Origin of the sequence: Blastococcus saxobsidens DD2 (genome assembly GCF_000284015.1) — a bacterium.
Taxonomy (GTDB): domain Bacteria; phylum Actinomycetota; class Actinomycetes; order Mycobacteriales; family Geodermatophilaceae; genus Blastococcus; species Blastococcus saxobsidens_A.
In genome coordinates, this window is sequence record NC_016943.1 from 284,414 (window position 1) to 303,475 (window position 19,062).

The following is a 19,062-nucleotide window of genomic DNA, read 5'->3' on the forward strand; positions in this document are numbered from 1 at the left end:
ACGGAACGCGACGCCGGGGCTACCGGTTGCGGCCCAGCTGGTCGTGGCTGGTCACCCAGTCGCCGGCCAGGATCGCCGAGGTCAGCGAGATGTCGCCGGCGAGGACGACGCCGGCGCAGATCTCGGCGAACTTCTGCACCTTGTCCTGGCCGTAGCAGCCGAGCATCTCGAGGCACTCCCGCTGCGTGGGCAGCCCGGTGCCACCGCCGTAGGTCGCGACGATGAGCGAGGTGAGCGTCGTCGACCAGTAGTAGTCGCCGTTCTCCAGCAGCTGGGTGTAGGTGACCCCGGAGTGCGACTCGGCGACGTTGGCGGCGTCCTGCCCGGTGGCGATGAACATCGCGGTCAGGCCGTTGGCCGCGTGCGCGCCGTTGTAGGCGGCGCCGGACATGAAGGCCCCGGCCATGCCGATCTGCCGGTACTCGAACAGCTGCCGGGTGTCGACGCCGGTGACCCGCTTCAGCACCTCGTTCGGGATCGTCACCTCGGCGACGACCCGCTTGCCGCGGGTCATGAGCATGTTGATCTGCGAGTGCTTCTTGTCGGTGTCGATCGCGCCGGAGAGCACGTAGCGCGGGTGGTCGGGGTGGTTCTCGCGGATCCACTCGCAGGCCGCCAGCGTCGCCTTGCCGGTCATGTTCTGCCCGGCGGCGTCCCCGGTCGTGTAGTTGACCCGCAGGTAGCGCAGCGGGCCGATCTGGTGCTGGCCGATGTAGGTGAGCTTCCCCGAGCGGGTGGTCGACTCCGCCGCCGTCCGGATGCCGTCGAGGTTCTCGTCCACCCAGCGGCCGAACTCCCGGGCATCGAGCGCGTTGTCGAACAGAAAGGCGGGCGCGCGTTGCATGTGGTCGTCGACGACCGTGGTCCGCACGCCGCCGGCCTCGCCGATCAGCCGCATGCCGCGGTTGTAGCTGGCCACCAGCGTGCCCTCGGTCGTGGCCAGCGGCACGAAGAAGTCGCCGCGGGCGTGCTCGCCCCGCACGGTCAGCGGCCCGGCCACGCCGATGGGCACCTGGGCGACGCCGGTGAAGTTCTCGACGTTGCCCGGCAGGGCGGCCGGGTCGATGGAGTAGCGGCCGACGTGCTCCAGCCCCGCGCCGGTCTGCTCGGCGACGAAGGCCTGCCGCTTGTGCGCCATCTCGTCGGTGTAGTCGTGCTCCCGGTCGCGGGGGATGCGGGCACGGTGCGAGGAGTGGGCGTCGGTCATGGGGACCTCTCCGGTACGGCGGTGTGGTGGGCTCCAGTGTGAGCTGAGTCACCCGGTGTCGCTCGTTCGCCGACGGATCTCGAACCGGCAACGATCTCGCGGGTTCAGGTCGCCAACCTGCGAGGACGGGAGCAAGGTCGGGGTGGACGACCTGCCCCGACCCCGGAGGTTCCCGTGCGCCCGACCCGACTCCTGTCCCTTGCCGCCGTCGGAGCGCTGAGCCTCACCGCCTGCAGCGGAGGTGGGGAGAGCGTCGACACCGGTGGTGGTGGTGGCGGTGGCGGTGGGGAGGAGACCCTCGTCGCCGCGGTCGGCGCGCAGCCCGACCAGTTCGATCCGCACGTCACCAGCGCCTACCCGAGCTTCCAGGTGCTGGAGAACGTGTACGACACCCTCGTCGTCCCGAACCCCGAGGACCTGACGATGGAGCCGAGTCTGGCCACCGACTGGGAGATCAGCGAGGACGGGCTCACCTGGACGTTCGACCTGCGCGAGGGCGTGACGTTCCACGACGGCAGCGAGTTCGACGCCGCCGACGTCGTCTACTCCTACAACCGGATCATCGACGAGGAGCTCCAGAACGCCTACCGGTTCGAGAACGTCGAGTCGGTCGAGGCGGTGGATCCGCAGACCGTGCAGATCACGCTCTCCCAGCCCACGCCGAACCTGCTGGCGCTGATCGGTGGGTTCAAGGGGACGGCGATCATCCCCGAGGGGGCGGCCGAGGAGTACGACCTCACCACCGAGGCCGTGGGCACCGGGCCGTTCACGCTGGAGAGCTCGGACGCGAGCAGCACCGAGCTGGCCGCCTACGAGGACTACTGGGGTGGCGCGCCGGAGCTCGCCGGCGTCGAGTTCCGATACATCACCGAGCCGGCCGCGGCGCTCACCGCGCTGGAGAACGGCGAGGTCGACTGGACCGACAACATCCCGCCGCAGCAGATCGAGGCGCTGCAGGGCAACGAGGACGTCGAGGTGGCGAGCATCCCGAGCGTCGACTACTGGTACATGTCGATGAACTTCGCGCGGGAGCCGTTCGGGAACCCGCTGGTGCGCCAGGCGATCGCGACGGCGATCGACCGCGAGGCGGTCACCGAGGCGGCCCGCTTCGGCGCGGCCCAGGCCAACCAGACGGCCATCCCCGAGGGCAACTTCTTCGCGTCGGACTACGCGCCGTTCGAGGCCGACGCCGAGGCGGCCCGCCAGCTGCTGGAGGAGTCCGGCGTCGAGCTGCCCATCGAGATGGGGTTGATGGTCACCGACGAGTTCCCCGAGACGGTGACCGCCGCCCAGGTCATCGCTGCCCAGCTGGAGCCGATCGGGATCGAGGTCGACGTCCAGACGGTGGACTTCGCCACCTGGCTGGACCGGCAGGCGCAGGGTGACTTCGACGCCTTCCTGCTGGGCTGGCTGGGCAACCTGGACCCGTTCGACTACTACCACTCGCAGCACATCACCGGCGGGGTGAACAACTACCAGGGCTACAGCAACCCGGAGGTCGACCGGCTCCTGCAGGCGGCCTCCAGCGAGACCGACCGCGAGACCCGCAAGGAGCTCTACAACGAGGCCGTGCAGATGATCGTCGACGACGTCTCGTACCTGTACCTCTACAACCCGAACGTGGTGCAGGCCTGGGCGCCCGGCCTGACCGGCTACACCATCCGGCCGGACAAGGCGATCAACTTCGAGGACGTGGAGCTGCCCTGACCGGTTACCTGCTGCGGCGGGTCGGCCAGTCGGCCGTCGTCCTCGCCGGAGTGAGCGTCATCGTGTTCGCCCTGGTGCACTTCGTACCGGGCGATCCGGTGCGGCTCGCCCTGGGCACGCGGTTCTCCCAGGAGACCTACGACGCCCTCCGCGAGCGGTCCGGGCTCGACGAGCCGCTGGTCGAGCAGTTCTTCACCTGGTTCGGCCGGGCCCTGACCGGCGACCTCGGGGTGAGCTTCCGCAGCGGGGAGACGGTCACCTCGCAGATCGCCGAGCGGTTGCCGGCCACGCTGACGCTGGCCTTCGCCTCCATCCTGGTGGCGCTGCTCATCGCGATCCCGCTCGGCACGATCTCCGCGCTGCGGCCGAGGTCGATCGCCGACCGCATCGCGACGGTGATCAGCCAGTTCGGCATCTCGGTGCCCGACTTCTGGATGGCGATCGTGCTCATCCTGGTCTTCGCCGGGACGCTGGGCTGGCTGCCCTCGGGCGGGTACGTACCGCTGACCGAGGACCCGGGCGCGTGGCTGCAGCGGCTGCTCATGCCGGCGCTGGTCACCGGCGTGGTGTCCGGTTCGGTGATCACCCGGTTCGTGCGCTCCAGCATGCTCGAGGCGCTGGGCTCCGACCACGTCCGGACGGCGCAGGCCAAGGGGCTGGGCACCCGGCAGGTGTTCACCTGGCACGTGCTGCGCAACGCGCTGCTCCCGCTGGTCACCGTGACCGGTGTGCAGCTGGCCTACCTGCTGTCCGGCGTCGTCGTCGTGGAGATCGTCTTCTCCTGGCCCGGGCTCGGGCAGCTCGCGCTCCAGGCCGTGGAGGCCCGCGACTACCCGGTCCTGCAGGGGGCGATCCTGCTGTTCGCGGTGGTGTTCCTGGTGATCAACCTGATCGTCGACCTGCTCTACACCGCCATCGACCCGCGGATCCGGCGATGACACACCGCCGAGGCCTGCGGGCGACATCCAGCCGAGTCCTGCTGCCATGAGCATCCAGCCGACACCCGGGCCCCCGCCTTACCAGGAGCCGGACGACGCGCGCCGACCGGAGACGCCGGAGGAGCCTCCCGGCGGGTCGCCGCAACGGGAGACGCGGTCCGAGCCGCCGTCGCTGCGCCCGGCCCGCCCCCGGTGGCGGGAGACGCTCAGCCTGCTGGCGCACAACCCGACAGCGGCGATCGCCTCGCTGGTGCTGCTGTTCATCGTGATCGTGGCGGTCTTCGACGACACGTTCGCCTCCGAGGGCGCCAACGACATCTCGGTGGACGAGCGGCTGCAGTCGCCCAGCTGGGCGCACCCCTTCGGCACCGACGACCTGGGTCGCGACATCCTGAGCCGCGTCATCCTCGGCGCCTCGGTGTCGCTCAAGGTCGGCTTCCTCGCCGTCGGCTTCGCGCTCATCGCCGGCACCCTGATCGGCCTGCTCGCCGGCTACTACGGCAAGTGGGTCGACGACGTCCTCATGCGGATCATGGACATGCTGTTCGCCTTCCCGGCCGTGCTGCTGGCGATCGCCGTGCTGGCCGTCCGCGGGCCCGGGTCGGGGAACACCGCGCTGGCGATCGGCATCGTCTACACGCCGATCTTCGCCCGCGTCACCCGGGCCAGCGTGCTCGGCGTGCGTGAGGAGGTGTACGTGCGGGCCTCCCGGTCGGTGGGGGCCTCGGACTGGCGGATCCTGACCCGGCACATCCTCCCGAACGCCGCGCCGCCGATCATCGTGCAGACCTCGATCAGCCTGGCCTTCGCGGTGCTCGCCGAGGCGGCGCTGTCGTTCCTCGGCCTTGGCACCCAGCCGCCCGACCCGTCGTGGGGGCTGATGCTGGCCGAGGGGCGCGGCTACATCGAGCTGGCCTGGTGGCTGGCCTTCTTCCCCGGGATGGCGATCTTCCTGACCGTGCTCTGCTTCAACCTGCTCGGCGACGGGTTGCGGGACGCGCTGGACCCGCGGCAGCGCACGCTGATGGCCGGGGGCGGGAAATGAGCGAGCCGGTGCTGGCGGTCGAGGACCTGCGGGTGCGGTTGCGCACGCCGCGGGGTCTGGCCGACGTCGTCAACGGGCTCTCGTACACCGTGGGCCCCGGCGAGACCGTCGCCGTGGTCGGGGAGTCCGGCAGCGGCAAGAGCGTCTCGGTGCTGGCGCTGCTGGGCCTGCTGCCGGCGCGGGTCGCGACGGTCACCGGGACGGCGCTGCTGCAGGGCGAGGACCTGCTGGCCATGTCGCCCGACCGGCTGCGGCAGGTGCGCGGGCCGGGCGCCGGCATGGTCTTCCAGGACCCGATGACCTCGCTGAACCCGGTGCTCACCATCGGCCGGCAGCTGGTCGAGGGCATCCGCGCGCACGGCGACGTCTCCAAGGCCGCCGCCCGCTCGCGGGCCGCGGACCTGCTGCGGGAGGTCGGGCTGCCCGATCCCGACCGCGCGCTGGACCGCTATCCGCACGAGCTCTCCGGCGGGATGCGGCAGCGGGTGGTCATCGCGATCGCGCTGTCCAACTCGCCGTCGCTGCTCATCGCCGACGAGGCGACGACGGCGCTGGACGTCACGGTGCAGGCGCAGATCATCGACCTGGTCGAGAAGCTGCAGGCCGACCACGGCACCGGCGTCATCTGGATCACCCACGACCTCGGGGTCGTCGCCGGCATCGCCGACCGGGTGCTGGTCATGTACGGCGGGCGGTGCGTGGAGGACGGCACCGTGGACGACGTCCTGGAGCGGCCGGCGCACCCGTACACCCGCGGCCTGCTCGGCTCGCTGCCCGACCTCGCCGCACCGGTGGGCCCGGACGGCGAGGTGCCCGAGCTGACCGCGGTGCCCGGCCTCCCCCCGCCGCCCACCGACCTGCCGCCGGGGTGCGTGTTCTGGCCGCGCTGCCCGGTGCGCTCGGACCCGCGCTGCGAGCACGAGCAGCCGCCGCTGGCAGTCGTCTCACGAGGTCCGGGCACCGCCGGCGCGATCGCGTCCGGAGCGACGTCGTCGGGCGCCCACGAGGGCGGCGCCCACCTCCCGCACCGAGCCGCCACCTGGTGCGCCGAAGGGGCTCCCGGCACGGAGAGCCACGCCGCTGGAGGGACTTCCCGTGCCGCGAGCCCCTCGGGAGGGGACCGATGAGCGACGACGTCCTGGTCTCCGCGCGCGGGCTCGAGGTGCACTTCCCGGTCGGCGGCGGAGGGCTGCGGGGCAAGGCCGCCGGCGTGCTGCGCGCCGTCGACGGCGTGGACCTCGACATCCTGCGCGGCGAGGCGCTGGGTCTCGTGGGGGAGTCGGGCTGCGGGAAGTCCACGCTGGGCAACGCGCTGCTGCGGCTGGTCCCACCCACCGGAGGCACGGTCACCTTCGACGGCACCGACGTCACCTCGCTGGACCGCCGCGGCCTCAAGGAGATGCGCCGCCGGGCCGGGATGGTGTTCCAGGACCCGTTCGCCTCGCTCGACCCGCGGCGCACCGTGGCGCAGACGGTCAGCGAGCCCCTGGAGGTGCACGGCCTGCGGTCGGGTCGCCAGGAGCGGGCCGCGCGGGTGGGGGAGCTGCTGGAGCTGGTCGGGCTGGACCCCGTCGTCGCCGGACGCTATCCGCACGAGTTCTCCGGTGGGCAGCGGCAGCGGGTCGGCATCGCCCGCGCGCTGGCGGGGGAGCCGGACTTCCTGGTCTGCGACGAGGCGATCGCCTCCCTCGACGTCAGCGTGCAGGCGCAGGTGCTCAACCTGCTGCGCCGGCTGCAGCGGCAGCTCGGGCTCACGCTGCTGTTCATCTCGCACGACCTGTCCGCCGTCCGGCACATCTCCGACCGGATCGCCGTCATGTACCTGGGCCGGGTGGTCGAGGTCGGGCCGGCGGCGGCCGTGGGCAGCGATCCGCAGATGCCCTACACGCAGGCGCTGCTGTCGGCGGTGCCGGTGCCGCACCCGGCGCAGGAGCGGGCGCGCCAGCGGATCGTGCTGACCGGCGACGTGCCCTCGCCGTCGGCGGTGCCCAGCGGCTGCCGGTTCCGCACCCGCTGCCCGTACGTGTTCGGGCCGTGCGACGACGTCGACCCGGCGCTGCAGCCGGCCGGGGCGCCCGGCCAGCTGGCCGCCTGCCATCTGCACGGCGTCGTCGGGACGCCGGTGACGAAGACCCCCGAGGGCGTCACGGCCGAGCCGTCCTCCCGCTGATCATCCGCCGGGTCGGGCCGGCTCAGACCGCCTCGCCGACCAGCCGGGGGCGCGCGGCGGCCAGCCCGATGGCGAGTTGCACGGTGACGACCACCAGCAGGACCACCAGCCCGGCCGCCCAGCCGCCGGTGGCCTGGTGCAGCAGCCCGATGCCGAGCGGCCCGGTGGCGGCCAGCAGGTAGCCCAGGCTCTGCGCGGACGCCGACAGCCGTCCGGTCTGGCCGACGTCCCGGGTGCGCTGGAGGATCAGCGTCATGGCGAGCGGGAACGACGCGCCGCTGCCGAGGCCGTAGAGGAGCGCCCACAGCAGCGGAGCCGCAGCGGGGGCGAGCAGCAGGCCGAGCAGGCCGGCCAGGACAGGCAGGGAGCCGACCAGCACCCAGCCGCCCTGACCCGGCCGGCGGGCGGCGAGCGGCGGCACCAGGAGGGACGCCGGCAGGCCCAGCGCGACCGCCAGCGCCAGGATCCCGCCCGCGGCGACGGGGGAGACGCCGGCCTCGGTCTCGAGGATCTCGGCCAGCCAGGTCAGCATCGAGTAGAAGGCCAGCGACTGGAGCCCGAAGAACAGCGTGACGGCGAGCGCCACGCGGTCGCGCAGCACGGCCGTGCGGGCGCCCTGAGGTGCGGGGGCCGGCCGGGAGACGTCGCGCCGCGCGCGGGTCAGGAGCGCCATGGCGACCAGCGCCGCGAGCACCAGCCCGCCCCAGAGGGCCAGGCCGGTGAGCGCGCTCCCGGCGGCGTTCGCCAGGGGCTGGGCGAGGCCGGCTCCGATGCTGGCCGAGGCGGCCATCGAGGCGACGATCATGCCGAGGACGAGGGCGCTCCGGTTGCCGTAGTCGGCGCGGGCGGCCGCGGGCAGGAGCACGTTGGCGACGGCGATGCCGCCGGTGAGCACCACGGTGCCGACGTAGAGCCCCGGGGCGCCGGCCAGGCGCAGCGCCACGCCGGCGGCGATGGCGACGACGCCGAGGAGGACCGCACGGTGCACGCCGAACCGCGTCGCGAGCGCGGGCGCGAACGGGGAGACCAGCCCGAAGCACACCAGCGGCAGGGCGGTGACGACGGCGAGCGCGCCGGTGGAGAGCGACAGCTCCGCGCCCAGCTCGCCCAGCAGAGGGCCGACGGCGGCGAACGGGGCGCGCAGGCACAACGCCACCAGTACCAGGGCCACGGCCGGGAGCACCAGCAACCACCCCGAGCGGCGGGTGCCCGGAACCTGCTGCGCCTCGGTCCCCGGTGCCATGGCTCCATGCTGCCCTTCGCCTCCGGGTGCCCCGCATCGGGTGCGGCGGCGGCCGGGACGACGCCCCGCGCGACCGGCGGCCGCGCACGCACTAGCCTCGACGGCGCCAGGAGGGCTCGCCTAGTGGCCGATGGCGGCGGTCTTGAAAACCGCTAAGAGGTAACCCCTCTTCGTGGGTTCGAATCCCACGCCCTCCGCTCCTGACCAGCGGGTTCGCGCTGACCGAAGAGCTCCAGTCGACGGGCGTCCGGCGCCGCCACCCGGTCGCGTGCCCGCTACGTGCCCGTACGGTTCGGCGTCGTGCCCGCTGCGGGGTGCCCGAGGCGGGCCGCGACCTCGGCATTGCGCTGCTCAGCCGCGTGCTGGTAGATCATCGCCGCGCGGGACGACGAGTGGCCGGCGCGCCGCATGACCTCGGCCAGGGTCGCCCCGCTCTGCGCCGCCAGGGTGAGGCCCGCATGCCGCAGATCGTGCAGATGGACGCCGGCCAGGCTGGCTGCTCGCCGGGACGTGCTCCAGGCGGCGTGGACGTGATGGGCGCGGAGGGCTCCCGTTCCTCCGCGCGAACAGCCGAGCCGTTGGCAGCGCCGGGGAGCGGGTCTTCAGGTGTCCGGCCAGTGCCGAGACCCCCTGCGGCGGGAGGTGGATGACGCGCTGGCTCCCCACCTTCGGTGGACTCTCCACGGGGCCGGCGTCCGTCTCCACGACCTGCCGCTGCACGGTCACGGTGCCGTTGTCCATGTCGATGTCGCCGATGCGGAGAGCCAGCAGCTCGCCGAGGCGCAGATGAGCCCGGAAGGCCAGGTCGACGAGGCCCCGGAGATTCTCCGGCATGTTGGCGGATAGGCGCTGCACATGGTCGAGGTCCAGCAGCGGTCGCTCGTCGCTGCGGGCCTGGCCCGCCCCCGTGATCCGACAGGGGGTCCAGGGGAGCGCGTCGTCCGCGACGGCCGTGGCCAGGACAGCGTGGAGGAGGGCGTAGGCCTGTCTGGTCGCCGTTGGGCCGGTGGCTGCGCTGGTCTCGGCATGCCATCGCCGCACGGCTGCCGGAGTTGTGCGGTCGAGCGGCAGGCTCCCCAGCGCGGGGTCACCGAGTCCTCGACCGTCATGTTCAGGCCGGGCATGTGGTCGCAACCAGAGGGCCATCACTCCAGGAGGTCCGGGGCGCGGCTGCCCTGGCGGGCGATTCTTCGCTGCCTGGTCGGATTGAGAGACTTGCGATGTCGAATGCCATCCCCCTGCACCACTACGGTGCGTTCATGATGGGCGGCGTCCGCTTCATGTGGTCGGCGGTCGGGGCGCGGATCGCCTACACCACCCTGGGGTCGGGGCCGCCGCTGATCGTCATCCCACCCTGGCTGACCCACCTCGATGCGCTGACCTCCTTGTCGGGCTATCGCCGGTTCCACGAGGTCCTCGGTCGGGACCACACGGTCGTGCTCTACGACCGCTGGGGGACCGGCCTGTCCGACCGGGATCGGACGGACTTCTCGCTGGACGGGGAGGTGCAGGTCCTGGTCGACCTGGCTGATCAGCTGAGGTTCCGGCGGTTCGCCGTCCTGGGCCCGTCGCACGGCGGACCGACCGCCGTGGCCGTGGCTCATCGCCAACCGCGCCGGGTGTCCCACCTGATCCTCTACGGCACCGGCGCCCGGACACTGATCGACGCCACGACGTGGCCTCCGTTACGCGAGCTGATCCTGGCCAACTGGCCGGCCGCGACCAGAGCGATCGCCGCCCTCGCCACGCCCGGCTGCGATGCCGATGACGTGGGGGCCTTCGCGGCGGTGATGCACGCCTCGGCCACCCCTGAGATGACCGTCGCGCTCCAGGACGCGGCAGGCTCCTACGACCTCACGGAGGCCCTGGGCCAGCTTCAGACACCCACCTTGGTGCTCAACCGGTGGGGAGATCCGTTCGTCTCACCCGAGGCGGCGCGGCGGTTGGCAGGACGGATACCCGGGGCCGTCCTCGAGTTGGTCGACGGCGAGGCACACGTTCATCTGGTCGGGGACAGCGCCGTGCTCGCCGAGCGCATCACGGCCTTCACCGGGGGCGCCCACCACAGATCGTCGGCGCAGCTGACCGCCCGCGAGGCCGAAGTGCTCCAACTCGTCGCGGAAGGCTGCACGAACGCCGAGGCGGCCCGGCGACTCCACCTGAGCGTCCGCACCGTGGAACGGCACCTGCTGAACTCCTACGCGAAGCTTGGCGTGCACGGTCGGACGGAGGCCGTCGGGCAGTGGCTGTCCCGCCCCGGCCGGCCGGTCACCCCTGCGTAGTCCTGCGCACGACGGGTGTCTCGCAGCCCACGGAGCCCGGTCGAGCCCGCGCAGACCTGCGCAGCCGCACCGATGCCCTCGGGAGGCGCCGGTCCCTACCGTCCCCGTATGACCGACCGACCGGCATCCGAGTCACTGCCCGAGCTCTCCGGCGCACACGTCCTCGCCCAAGCGCCCTCCATCTCCGGCGCAGCGGTGGGCACCGTCGACCCGCCCGACGGCCACGCGCCCGCCGCGGCAGATCCGGCCACCGCGCGACGCCCAGGTTCCGCGCCGTTGACGGATCACCCGAGGTCGGACACGACGGGCCTGCGCCACGACAGCCTGGACGGACTCCGGACCCGGGTCACGGGCGGGTTGATCACACCGGAGGACGACGGCTACGACGACGCGCGCCGGGTCTGGAACGCGGACATCGACCGGCGCCCGGCCGTCATCGTGCAGTGCGCATCGGCACACGACGTCGCGGCCGCGGTGACCGTCGCCGCCGACGAAGGCGTGGAGATCGCCGTCCGCGGCGGCGGGCACAGCATGTCGGGCGCCTCGGTCGTCGACGGTGGCATGGTGATCGACCTGGGCCGACTCAACCACGTCGTCGTCGATCCGGACACCCGCCGGGCGCGCGTGGGGGGCGGTGCCCTTCTCGGCGATCTGGACGCCGCGACCCAGCAGCACGGCCTCGCCGTACCGTCCGGTGTGGTCAGCCACACCGGAGTGGGCGGGCTGACACTCGGCGGCGGCATGGGCTGGCTGACCCGCAAGGCCGGCCTCACCATCGACAACCTGGTCTCCGCCGAGATCGTGACCGCCGACGGCGAGATCCGCCACGTCTCGGCGCAGGACGATCCCGACCTGTTCTGGGCCATCCGCGGCGGCGGCGGCAACTTCGGAGTCGTGACGCAGTTCGAGTTCCGGCTCATCGAAGCCGGCCCGATCGTGCACCTGGGTCTGCTCTTCTGGGGTCTCGACCAGGGCCGCGAGGTGCTGCGGCTGGCCCGCGAGGTCATGGCGACCCTCCCGCCCGACCTCAACATGATCATCGCGGGGCTCCAGGCGCCGCCGGCACCCTTCGTGCCCGAACAGCACCAGCTGCAGCCCGGCTACGCCCTCCTCGTCACCGGGTTCTCCTCCGGCGACGAGCACGAGGGCCTGCTGAACCGCATCCGTGGCGCGCTGCCGCCGGTGTGGGAGTACGTCACCCCGATGCCCTACGTCGCCCTGCAGCAGATGCTCGACGAACCCAACGCCTGGGGCTTCCACGACTACGACAAGGGCGCCTACCTCGAGGAGCTCTCCGACGCCGCGATCGACGTCATCGTGAAGCACCTGCCCGGCAAGAGCTCGCCGCTGTCCGTGCTGCTGCTCTACCGGCTCGACCAGGCCTACTCCGAGATCCCCGACGACGCCACCGCGTTCAGCGGCGGACGCTCACCCCGCTACGCGGTGTTCATCGTCGCGGTCTGCCCGGCCCCCGACCTGCTCGTCTCCGACCGAGCCTGGGTCCGAGAGCTGTGGCAGGCACTGCAGCCGTACACGCCCCACTTCGGGTTGTACGTCAACGCACTGACCGACGCCGATGACGACCGCGTGAGGTCGGCATACGGCCCCGACAAATACCGGCGCCTCGCCCGGATCAAAGCCGCCTACGACCCCGGGAACCTCTTCCATCACAACTCGAACATCAAGCCCGCTCAGCAGAGGGCGGGGTGGCAAGCCGGTCAGTGAGTTGCATGGGAAGGCGGGTGGCTGGCCATCGCAACCGCGTGGCCGGAAAGGCCGACCTCCGCCACCGCCCGTCCCACGGCGTGGGACGCGGCGAGCGGGCGTCGATCCGGGCGACGGATGATCCGCGGCGGTAGAGATGCAGGTTGCGCCGCGGTTGACCCTGCTCCGTGAATTCGCTCCGTGATCGGCCGGTGTCGATTTGTAGACAACGATGCTGCGCTCACCTAACGTCCCGGACGACCGTCCGTGAGGGCGCCGGTGACTCCCGCCGGTCGGCTGGGCGGTCGTCCTCCGACCCAGGAGCAGCATCCGTGAAGAGATCCCTGGCCGTCGTCGTCGGCGCCGCCCTGGTCATGGCGGTCCCCGTGACGGCCTCTGCCGCACCGCCCGCCGAGGGCGCCCCCGCGCCCCCCGCCCGCGCGCATGACCTGACCAGCCCGCTGGCCGACAAGCAGCGTGAGCTGCGCGCCGCCGCCCTCGAGAAGGTGCTCCGCGGCGAGGCCACCCCGCAGGGCGAGAACAAGGTCGTCCAGGTCGCGAAGGGGCAGTACGTCGAGCTGGCCCAGGAGGACAGCGACGCCATCTGGACCATCCTCGGCGAGTTCGCCGACCTGCCGCACAACAGCATCCCGGAACCGGACCGGGCGGTGGACAACAGCACCATCTGGGCCGAGGACTTCTCGCAGCCGTACTTCGCGGAGCTGCTGTACAGCACCGAGGCCGGCGTGAACTCGGTGGCGAACTTCTACGAGGAGCTCTCCTCCGGCCGGTACACCGTCACCGGTGAGGTCGAGGACTGGGTGCAGGTACCCGGCACCGGCGCCTCCTACGGCGACAACGACCTGGGCGACGCGGTCACCTGGACGTTCGTCAACGACACGATGAACACCTGGTACGCGGGTCAGCTCGACTCCGGGAAGACCGTCGCGCAGATCGACGAGTACCTGTCGCAGTTCGACGTCTGGGACCGCTACGACCACGACGACGACGGCGACTTCGACGAGGCCGACGGCTACATCGACCACTTCCAGGCCGTGCACAGCGGCATGGGTGAGGAGGTCGGCGGCGGCGTCCTCGGTGACGACGCCATCTGGTCGCACCGCTGGTACAACCAGACCACCGGGATCGGCGAGGGCGGGCCGACCATCGACGGCCACACCGTGCCCTTCGGCGGCGCCCGCGTCGGCCAGTCGAAGTACTGGGTCGGCGACTACACGGTCGAGCCGGAGAACGGCGGGGTCGGCGTCTTCGCCCACGAGTTCGCCCACGACCTCGGCCTGCCCGACCTCTACGACACCTCGGGCAACAGCGGTGGCGCGGAGAACAGCACCGCCTTCTGGACGCTGATGAGCTCCGGCTCCTACGGCAACTCCGGCCAGCCGGCCGACGGCATCGGCACCAAGCCGATCCACATGGGCGCCTGGGAGAAGCTGCAGCTGGGCTGGCTGAACTACGAGCTGGTGCAGCCGGGCGCCAAGCTCAGCACCAAGCTCGGCCCGTCGACGGCGAACACCAAGCAGGCCCAGGCCGTCATCGCGCTGCTGCCGGACCGCGAGGTCACCACCACCGTCGGCGCGCCCCACGAGGGCACCGACTTCTGGTACTCCGGTTCGGGTGACGGCCTGGACCACGCCATGCTGGCTCCGCTGCCGGCCGGCGGCACCACCCTGACCGCCCAGGTGGCGTACGAGATCGAGCCGGACTGGGACTACGCCTACGCGGTCTACTCCACCGACGGCGGGAAGACCGTCACCTCGCTGCAGACCAACCGGTCGACGAGCACCGACCCCAACGGCCAGAACTTCGGCCACGGCATCACCGGCGGCACCGGTGGCGAGTGGGTCGACCTGACGGTCGACGTCAGCCAGGTCCCTGCCGGCGCGCAGATCGGCTTCCGCTACTGGACCGACGGCGCCGTGGCGGAGCCGGGCCTGCAGGTCGACGCCGTGGAGATCGGCGACACGCCCATCACCGCCTGGACGCTGAACGGCTTCGAGCAGACCACCGGCACGACCACGGAGGACTTCTTCAACGCCTACCTCCTGGAGAACCGCGCGTACACGGCGTACGACGACAGCCTGCGGACCGGCCCGTACAACTTCGGGAACCCGACACAGCCGGGCTGGGCGGAGCACTTCCCGTACCAGGACGGTCTGCTGATCAGCTACTGGAACAGCCAGTACGGCGACAACAACGTCGGCGCCCACCCGGGTGCCGGGCTGATCCTGCCGGTCGACGCCCACCCGGGGCTGCTCTACGAGCCGACCGACGACGAGGGCACCGACCGCACCGACGGCGAGAGCTGGCGGCCGCGGGTTCAGTCCTACGACTCCACCTTCGGGCGGCAGGCCACGGACCGGTTCACCCTGCACGACCCGGACACCGGTGTGGCCGGCACCGTCGGCGGTCTCCCGGCCGTCCCGACCTTCGACGACACGCTGGACTGGTGGGTTGCTCCGGGTGAGCAACCGGACGCCAACGGCTGGACCGGCGTCGACGTCCCGAAGACCGGCACGAGGATCACCGTCGTGAGCACCAGCGCCCACGACACCTTCATGCAGGTGCGGATCAACTGATCCGGTGACGCAGTTCAGGGCATAGGAAGCTCTGCCTACGGATACGGTGCCGAATCCGTAGGCAGAGCTTCCTATGCCTGGGTGGGCCCCTCGGCGCCCCGAGGAAGGCTCGACATGCCGGGGGGAGCGCGCCGCCCGGGCGTGACCGCGGCCCGGGAACCCGCGTTTCCGCAGGTCGACGCGGTACATGTCGACAAGACGGCGCCCCGGAGAGCGGGTCACCGACCGCCCGCCGGGCCTGCGACAACGATCAGGTGACGGGCGGTCAGAGGCGGGTCCGGGACCGCCGAGGAAGCCTGCGGAGGCCCTTAGCGTCTGCCCTGTCCGCGGCACTTCCCAGCCGCGGCGGTACGTGCTGAGGAGCGCCCCGTGGTCATGGGTTCGATGCTGGTGTGGCCGGCCTTCGCGCTGGTGGGCTTCCTCTCGTGCGTCGCCGTGGTGGTCGCGCTCGGGGCCAGCTCGACGGCCCGGTACGAGTTCGCGCGCAACGCCGCGCAGGAGTCCCGGGCGGCGGTCGCCCCGCGGGCGGACAACCACCCCGCGGGTCGCCGTTCCCCCGCCCGGTCCGGTGCGGCCCACGACGGGCAGGGGCAGGCGCAGGCGGTCGCGGTCGCCGTCCGCCCCGCCCCCGCGTCGCAGGCCCCGACCGGCCCGGCCTGGTGGCTGGTCGACGACGCGGCGCAGGTGGTGGCCGGCCCGTTCGACGACCAGGTCGACGCCGAGTGGGCCGCCCTCGCCGGCGAGCTGGCAGCCATCGCGGTCCACGGGGTCCGGCGCGCCGACGCGACGGTCGCGCCCCGGCCCTCCGCGGTGGACCGGGCCTGGCTGACCGAGCTCGGCGACCAGCTGGACCGGCTCCCCGAGGACTGGGACGCACTGATCAGCGACACCGACCCGCTCACCACCCTGGTGGTCGAGGTCGCCGCGGCGCTGGTCGAGGCGGGGCTGCCGCTGCACGACGCGGCCGGCGGGCGCCCGGCCGGGGGGGTGTGCCTGGTGCCCGACGTCGCCTCCGGGGGCGTCCTGGTCGGCTGGCGCACGCACGACCGGATGAGCGTGCAGAACGTGCGGGGCACGACGGCCGACGCCGCGGTGCAGCAGCTGATGAACGACGCGGTCGCCTGCACCCTGGCCCAGCTGGGCTTCGTCGTCCACACGTTCGGGGAGGTCGGCTGCTCCCTGGTGACGGCGCTGCGCTGAGCCCGGCACCGCTGTCCGCCGGACGTGGCCGGGTCGAGGTCGCGGTCGGCTGACCGCCCGGCCCCCGGGTCAGCGCAGGGACCGCGCGGCCGCGGCGAGGGTGGTCACCCCCAGCCGCCCGTCGGCGAGACCGAGCGCGACGACGTCGTCGAAGACCCGCTGGTCGGCCGCGGCGGCCCGGAAGGCGGCGTCCATCAGCACCGGCCAGCGGCTCAGCCGGGACACGACGGACGAGTGCCGCAGGTGCCCGCCCAGCCGGTGGCCGAGCGCCCGCCGGTAGTGCGCTCCGGCGTCCGCGCCGGAGCCGGCGGCCGCTCCGGCCAGGGCGCCGGAGAGGACCGCGTAGAAGATCCCCTCGCCGGTCAGCGGGTTGATCAGCGCGGCGGCGTCGCCGGCGAGCAGCACCCGTCCGTCGGGCTGGCGCGGCCGGCCGGTGCTCAGCGGCAGGCGGTGGGCCTTCAGCCGGTCGGGCTCGACGCCGGGCAGCAGCCGGTGCAGGCCCTCGACGAGGCCCGCCCGGGTGGCCCCGCCGGAGACCAGCTCGCCGTACCCGACGTTGGCCCGCCCGTCGCCGAGGGGGAAGGACCAGGCGTAGGCCGGCCAGCGCTGCTCGGTGGTGGTGATGACCTGGACCCCGCGCTGCCCGGGCGGCTCCGGTGCGTAGCCGCGCAGCGCGACCGCCAGCTGGGAGGGCAGGTTGCGCCGGACGCCGACGGCGCGGCGCACCACCGACTCGGCGCCGTCCGCCCCGATGAGCACACCGGCGCTGACCGCCCCGTCCAGCTCCACGTGCCCGTCCTGCACACGCACGTCGCGCACCTGCCACCGGCGCAGCACCGCCCCTGCCTCCTGGGCTGCCGCGATCAGCCGGGCGTCGAGGACAGCGCGCGGGATCACGTAGGAGGGCCGTGCGGTGGCGCGCTCCACCGTCGTCCCGCCGGGCGAGCGCAACCGCAGCCGCGGGACGGCGGGGTACCCGTCGGTGACCGCCGCCGGCGGGACCCCGAGGTCGCCGAGGACGTCCAGCGCTTCGGCGGCGATGCCGTCGCCGCACACCTTGTCGCGGGGGAAGTCGGTGCGGTCCAGGACCAGGACGCGGGCGGAGGGGCGGTTGCGCCGGGCCGCCAGCGCGGCGGCGGCACCGGCCGGGCCCCCGCCGACGACCACCACGTCCCAGTGCTCCACGGACCCGACGCTAGGCAGCGCCGTCCCCGGGCGCGCGCCGGAGCCCCTCCCCGGCCGGTCTACGGGCGACTTTCCGTACCGAGTGCCCCCCGTGTCGGTCAGGGCGCCGGGGGAGGGGCGCTGGTCCACTTCCGCGGCGGGTGCTCGTAGGTCTCCACGAACCGCAGCAGCTCCCCGGTGTCGCCGACCACGCCGAGGGCGTCCAGCCGCCGGGCATCGAGGTAGCCGTCGTCGACCATGCGCCGCAGCTGGGCCAGCAGGGGTTGCCAGAAGCCGTCGACGTCGAGCAGCGCCGCGGGCTTGGCGTGCAGCCCGAGCATCCCCCACGTCCAGGCCTCGAACAGCTCCTCGAGGGTGCCGGCCGCGCCGGGCAGCGCGACGAAGGCGTCGGCCAGCTCGGTCATCCGCGCCTTGCGCTCGTGCATCGACCCGACGACGTCCAGCCGCGGCAGCCCCCGGTGGGCCACCTCGTCGTCGACCAGGTGCTGCGGCATGACGCCGATGACCTCGCCGCCCGCGGCCAGCGCGGCGTCGGCGACGGTGCCCATCATCCCGACGTGCCCGCCGCCGTAGACGATGCCGACGCCGGCCTCCGCCAGCGCGGTGGCGAAGCCCGCGGCCGCGGCGGTGTGCGACGCCGGCCCGGCGTGGGACCCGGTGAAGACGGCGATCCGCACGCCGCGGTCAGCCGCCGTAGTAGCGGTAGACCGGCTCGGCGATGCAGACCGGCTTGTCCCCGCCGTCGCGCTCGACGACGCAGGAGAAGGTCAGCTGCTTGCCACCGGCGACCTCCTCGACCTTCGCCAGCGTGGCGGTGAGCCGCACTCGCGAGCCGACCGGCACCGGGGAGGGGAACCGGACCTTGTTCAGGCCGTAGTTCACACCCATGACCGTGTCTGACACGGCGATCACCTGGCCGAGCAGCGGGACCAGCAGCGACAGGGTGAGGTAGCCGTGCGCGATGGGCCCGCCGAACGGGCTCTCCTTCGTCGCCCGCTCCACGTCGACGTGGATCCACTGGTGGTCACCGGTGGCGTCGGCGAAGAGGTTCACGTGGTCCTGGGTGACCTCGTACCAGTCGCTGGTGCCCAGCTCGGTACCGATCAGCCCGTCCAGCTCGGCCATGGTCGTGGTGGTGGTCACGTCGTCGGTCCTTCCCCGGGGTGGGTGATGTCTTCTGCGGACAGTCTGTCTCTGCTCACCATGCGTGGGCAGAGTCCGACTTTCCCGAGGGATACCTTGCCGGGCCGGGTGCGACGGCGCGCGACCGGGTTCACTGGGCGGCGTGCTGAGCGCGACCGACGGCTGGACCACGTGCGCCCAGGGGCACCGGCACTGGGGCCGGGCCGGTGCCGCCGGGCTGCTGATCCACCGCGACGGTCCCGGAGGCGCCGAGCTGCTGCTGCAGCACCGCGCGCTGTGGTCGCACCACGGCGGCACCTGGGGCACCCCGGGCGGCGCCCTGCACGCCGGCGAGTTGCCGGCCGCGGGAGCGCTGCGGGAGGTGGGGGAGGAGCTGGGCCTGCAGCCGGGCGACGTCGTGCTCGGGGCCTCCTCGGTCGACGACCACGGCGGGTGGGCGTACACGACGGTCCTGGCCCGGCCGGCGCGGCCGTTCGAGGCGGCGGAGCTGCGGCTGGACGGCGAGAGCGTCGGAGTGGCGTGGCTGCCGCTCGCGTCCCTGCGGGAGGTACCGCTGCATCCCGGCCTCGCCGCGTCGCTGGACCGGCTCCGGCCACTTCTGGACACCGCCGGCGAGTAGATCGAGCGGGAGTGGGCACTGC

At 72.9% G+C, this 19,062-nt stretch carries 15 protein-coding genes, 1 tRNA gene and 1 pseudogene; 11 read left to right on the plus strand and 6 right to left on the minus strand.

Features of this window, described 5'->3' with window-relative positions; all coding sequences use genetic code 11:
- Positions 1 to 19: 19 nt before the first annotated feature.
- The gene (locus BLASA_RS01275; protein WP_014374180.1) at positions 20 to 1,207 is read right to left on the minus strand and encodes a hydroxymethylglutaryl-CoA reductase; all 1,188 of its coding nucleotides are present in this window, start codon (positions 1,205 to 1,207) and stop codon (positions 20 to 22) included.
- Between the two features lie 174 nt (positions 1,208 to 1,381).
- On the opposite strand from BLASA_RS01275, the gene BLASA_RS01280 reads away from it, so the two are divergent.
- From BLASA_RS01280 to BLASA_RS01300, 5 genes are read left to right on the plus strand one after another with little or no spacing between them, the layout of a single operon-like run.
- A complete protein-coding gene (locus tag BLASA_RS01280; protein ID WP_014374181.1) occupies positions 1,382 to 2,914 on the plus strand; it encodes an ABC transporter substrate-binding protein in 1,533 nt (510 codons plus the stop codon).
- Between the two features lie 11 nt (positions 2,915 to 2,925).
- Entirely contained in the window at positions 2,926 to 3,852 is a 927-nt protein-coding gene (locus BLASA_RS01285) for an ABC transporter permease (protein ID WP_269446698.1), read from the plus strand.
- 46 nt (positions 3,853 to 3,898) lie between these two features.
- The gene (locus tag BLASA_RS01290; protein ID WP_014374183.1) at positions 3,899 to 4,897 is read left to right on the plus strand and encodes an ABC transporter permease; all 999 of its coding nucleotides are present in this window, start codon (positions 3,899 to 3,901) and stop codon (positions 4,895 to 4,897) included.
- Positions 4,894 to 6,024 carry an ABC transporter ATP-binding protein gene (locus BLASA_RS01295; RefSeq protein WP_014374184.1) on the plus strand — a complete coding sequence of 377 codons (1,131 nt, stop codon included), beginning with the start codon at positions 4,894 to 4,896 and terminating at the stop codon, positions 6,022 to 6,024. Before BLASA_RS01290 ends, BLASA_RS01295 begins: the two co-directional genes overlap by 4 nt.
- Positions 6,021 to 7,067 carry an ABC transporter ATP-binding protein gene (locus tag BLASA_RS01300; RefSeq protein ID WP_014374185.1) on the plus strand — a complete coding sequence of 349 codons (1,047 nt, stop codon included), beginning with the start codon at positions 6,021 to 6,023 and terminating at the stop codon, positions 7,065 to 7,067. Before BLASA_RS01295 ends, BLASA_RS01300 begins: the two co-directional genes overlap by 4 nt.
- A 22-nt stretch (positions 7,068 to 7,089) precedes the next feature.
- Here the strand turns inward: BLASA_RS01300 and BLASA_RS01305 are convergent, their stop codons facing one another.
- On the minus strand, positions 7,090 to 8,310 hold the full coding sequence (locus BLASA_RS01305) for an MFS transporter (protein WP_014374186.1): 1,221 nt from the start codon (positions 8,308 to 8,310) through the stop codon (positions 7,090 to 7,092).
- Between the two features lie 109 nt (positions 8,311 to 8,419).
- On the opposite strand from BLASA_RS01305, the gene BLASA_RS01310 reads away from it, so the two are divergent.
- Positions 8,420 to 8,507: transfer RNA gene (locus BLASA_RS01310), tRNA-Ser, on the plus strand.
- 78 nt (positions 8,508 to 8,585) lie between these two features.
- Here BLASA_RS01310 and BLASA_RS26470 read toward each other — a convergent pair.
- Positions 8,586 to 9,456: pseudogene (locus tag BLASA_RS26470) on the minus strand (site-specific integrase).
- 74 nt (positions 9,457 to 9,530) lie between these two features.
- Between BLASA_RS26470 and BLASA_RS23200 the strand changes: the two are divergent.
- The 4 genes from BLASA_RS23200 (at position 9,531) to BLASA_RS01335 (ending at position 16,093) form a co-directional block, all read left to right on the plus strand.
- Positions 9,531 to 10,592 carry an alpha/beta fold hydrolase gene (locus BLASA_RS23200; RefSeq protein WP_051004760.1) on the plus strand — a complete coding sequence of 354 codons (1,062 nt, stop codon included), beginning with the start codon at positions 9,531 to 9,533 and terminating at the stop codon, positions 10,590 to 10,592.
- A 108-nt stretch (positions 10,593 to 10,700) separates the two neighbouring features.
- Positions 10,701 to 12,317: an FAD-binding oxidoreductase gene (locus tag BLASA_RS01325; protein WP_083877892.1), complete on the plus strand. Its 1,617-nt coding sequence runs from the start codon at positions 10,701 to 10,703 to the stop codon at positions 12,315 to 12,317.
- Positions 12,318 to 12,628: 311 nt separating this feature from the next.
- On the plus strand, positions 12,629 to 14,893 hold the full coding sequence (locus BLASA_RS01330; RefSeq protein WP_014374190.1) for an immune inhibitor A domain-containing protein: 2,265 nt from the start codon (positions 12,629 to 12,631) through the stop codon (positions 14,891 to 14,893).
- Positions 14,894 to 15,268: 375 nt separating this feature from the next.
- Positions 15,269 to 16,093 (plus strand): hypothetical protein, encoded by an 825-nt coding sequence (locus BLASA_RS01335; protein WP_231839614.1) that lies wholly within the window; start codon positions 15,269 to 15,271, stop codon positions 16,091 to 16,093.
- A 69-nt stretch (positions 16,094 to 16,162) separates the two neighbouring features.
- Here BLASA_RS01335 and BLASA_RS01340 read toward each other — a convergent pair whose 3' ends face one another.
- The 3 genes from BLASA_RS01340 to BLASA_RS01350 all read right to left on the minus strand — a co-directional run bounded on the left by BLASA_RS01340 (position 16,163) and on the right by BLASA_RS01350 (position 18,421).
- A complete protein-coding gene (locus tag BLASA_RS01340) occupies positions 16,163 to 17,278 on the minus strand; it encodes an NAD(P)/FAD-dependent oxidoreductase (protein ID WP_014374192.1) in 1,116 nt (371 codons plus the stop codon).
- A 98-nt stretch (positions 17,279 to 17,376) separates the two neighbouring features.
- On the minus strand, positions 17,377 to 17,955 hold the full coding sequence (locus tag BLASA_RS01345) for a TIGR00730 family Rossman fold protein (protein WP_014374193.1): 579 nt from the start codon (positions 17,953 to 17,955) through the stop codon (positions 17,377 to 17,379).
- 7 nt (positions 17,956 to 17,962) lie between these two features.
- Entirely contained in the window at positions 17,963 to 18,421 is a 459-nt protein-coding gene (locus BLASA_RS01350) for a MaoC family dehydratase (RefSeq protein WP_014374194.1), read from the minus strand.
- A gap of 142 nt (positions 18,422 to 18,563) precedes the next feature.
- Between BLASA_RS01350 and BLASA_RS01355 the strand changes: the two genes are divergently transcribed.
- Positions 18,564 to 19,040, plus strand: a complete 477-nt coding sequence (locus BLASA_RS01355; protein ID WP_014374195.1) for an NUDIX domain-containing protein — start codon at positions 18,564 to 18,566, stop codon at positions 19,038 to 19,040.
- Positions 19,041 to 19,062 lie beyond the last annotated feature (22 nt).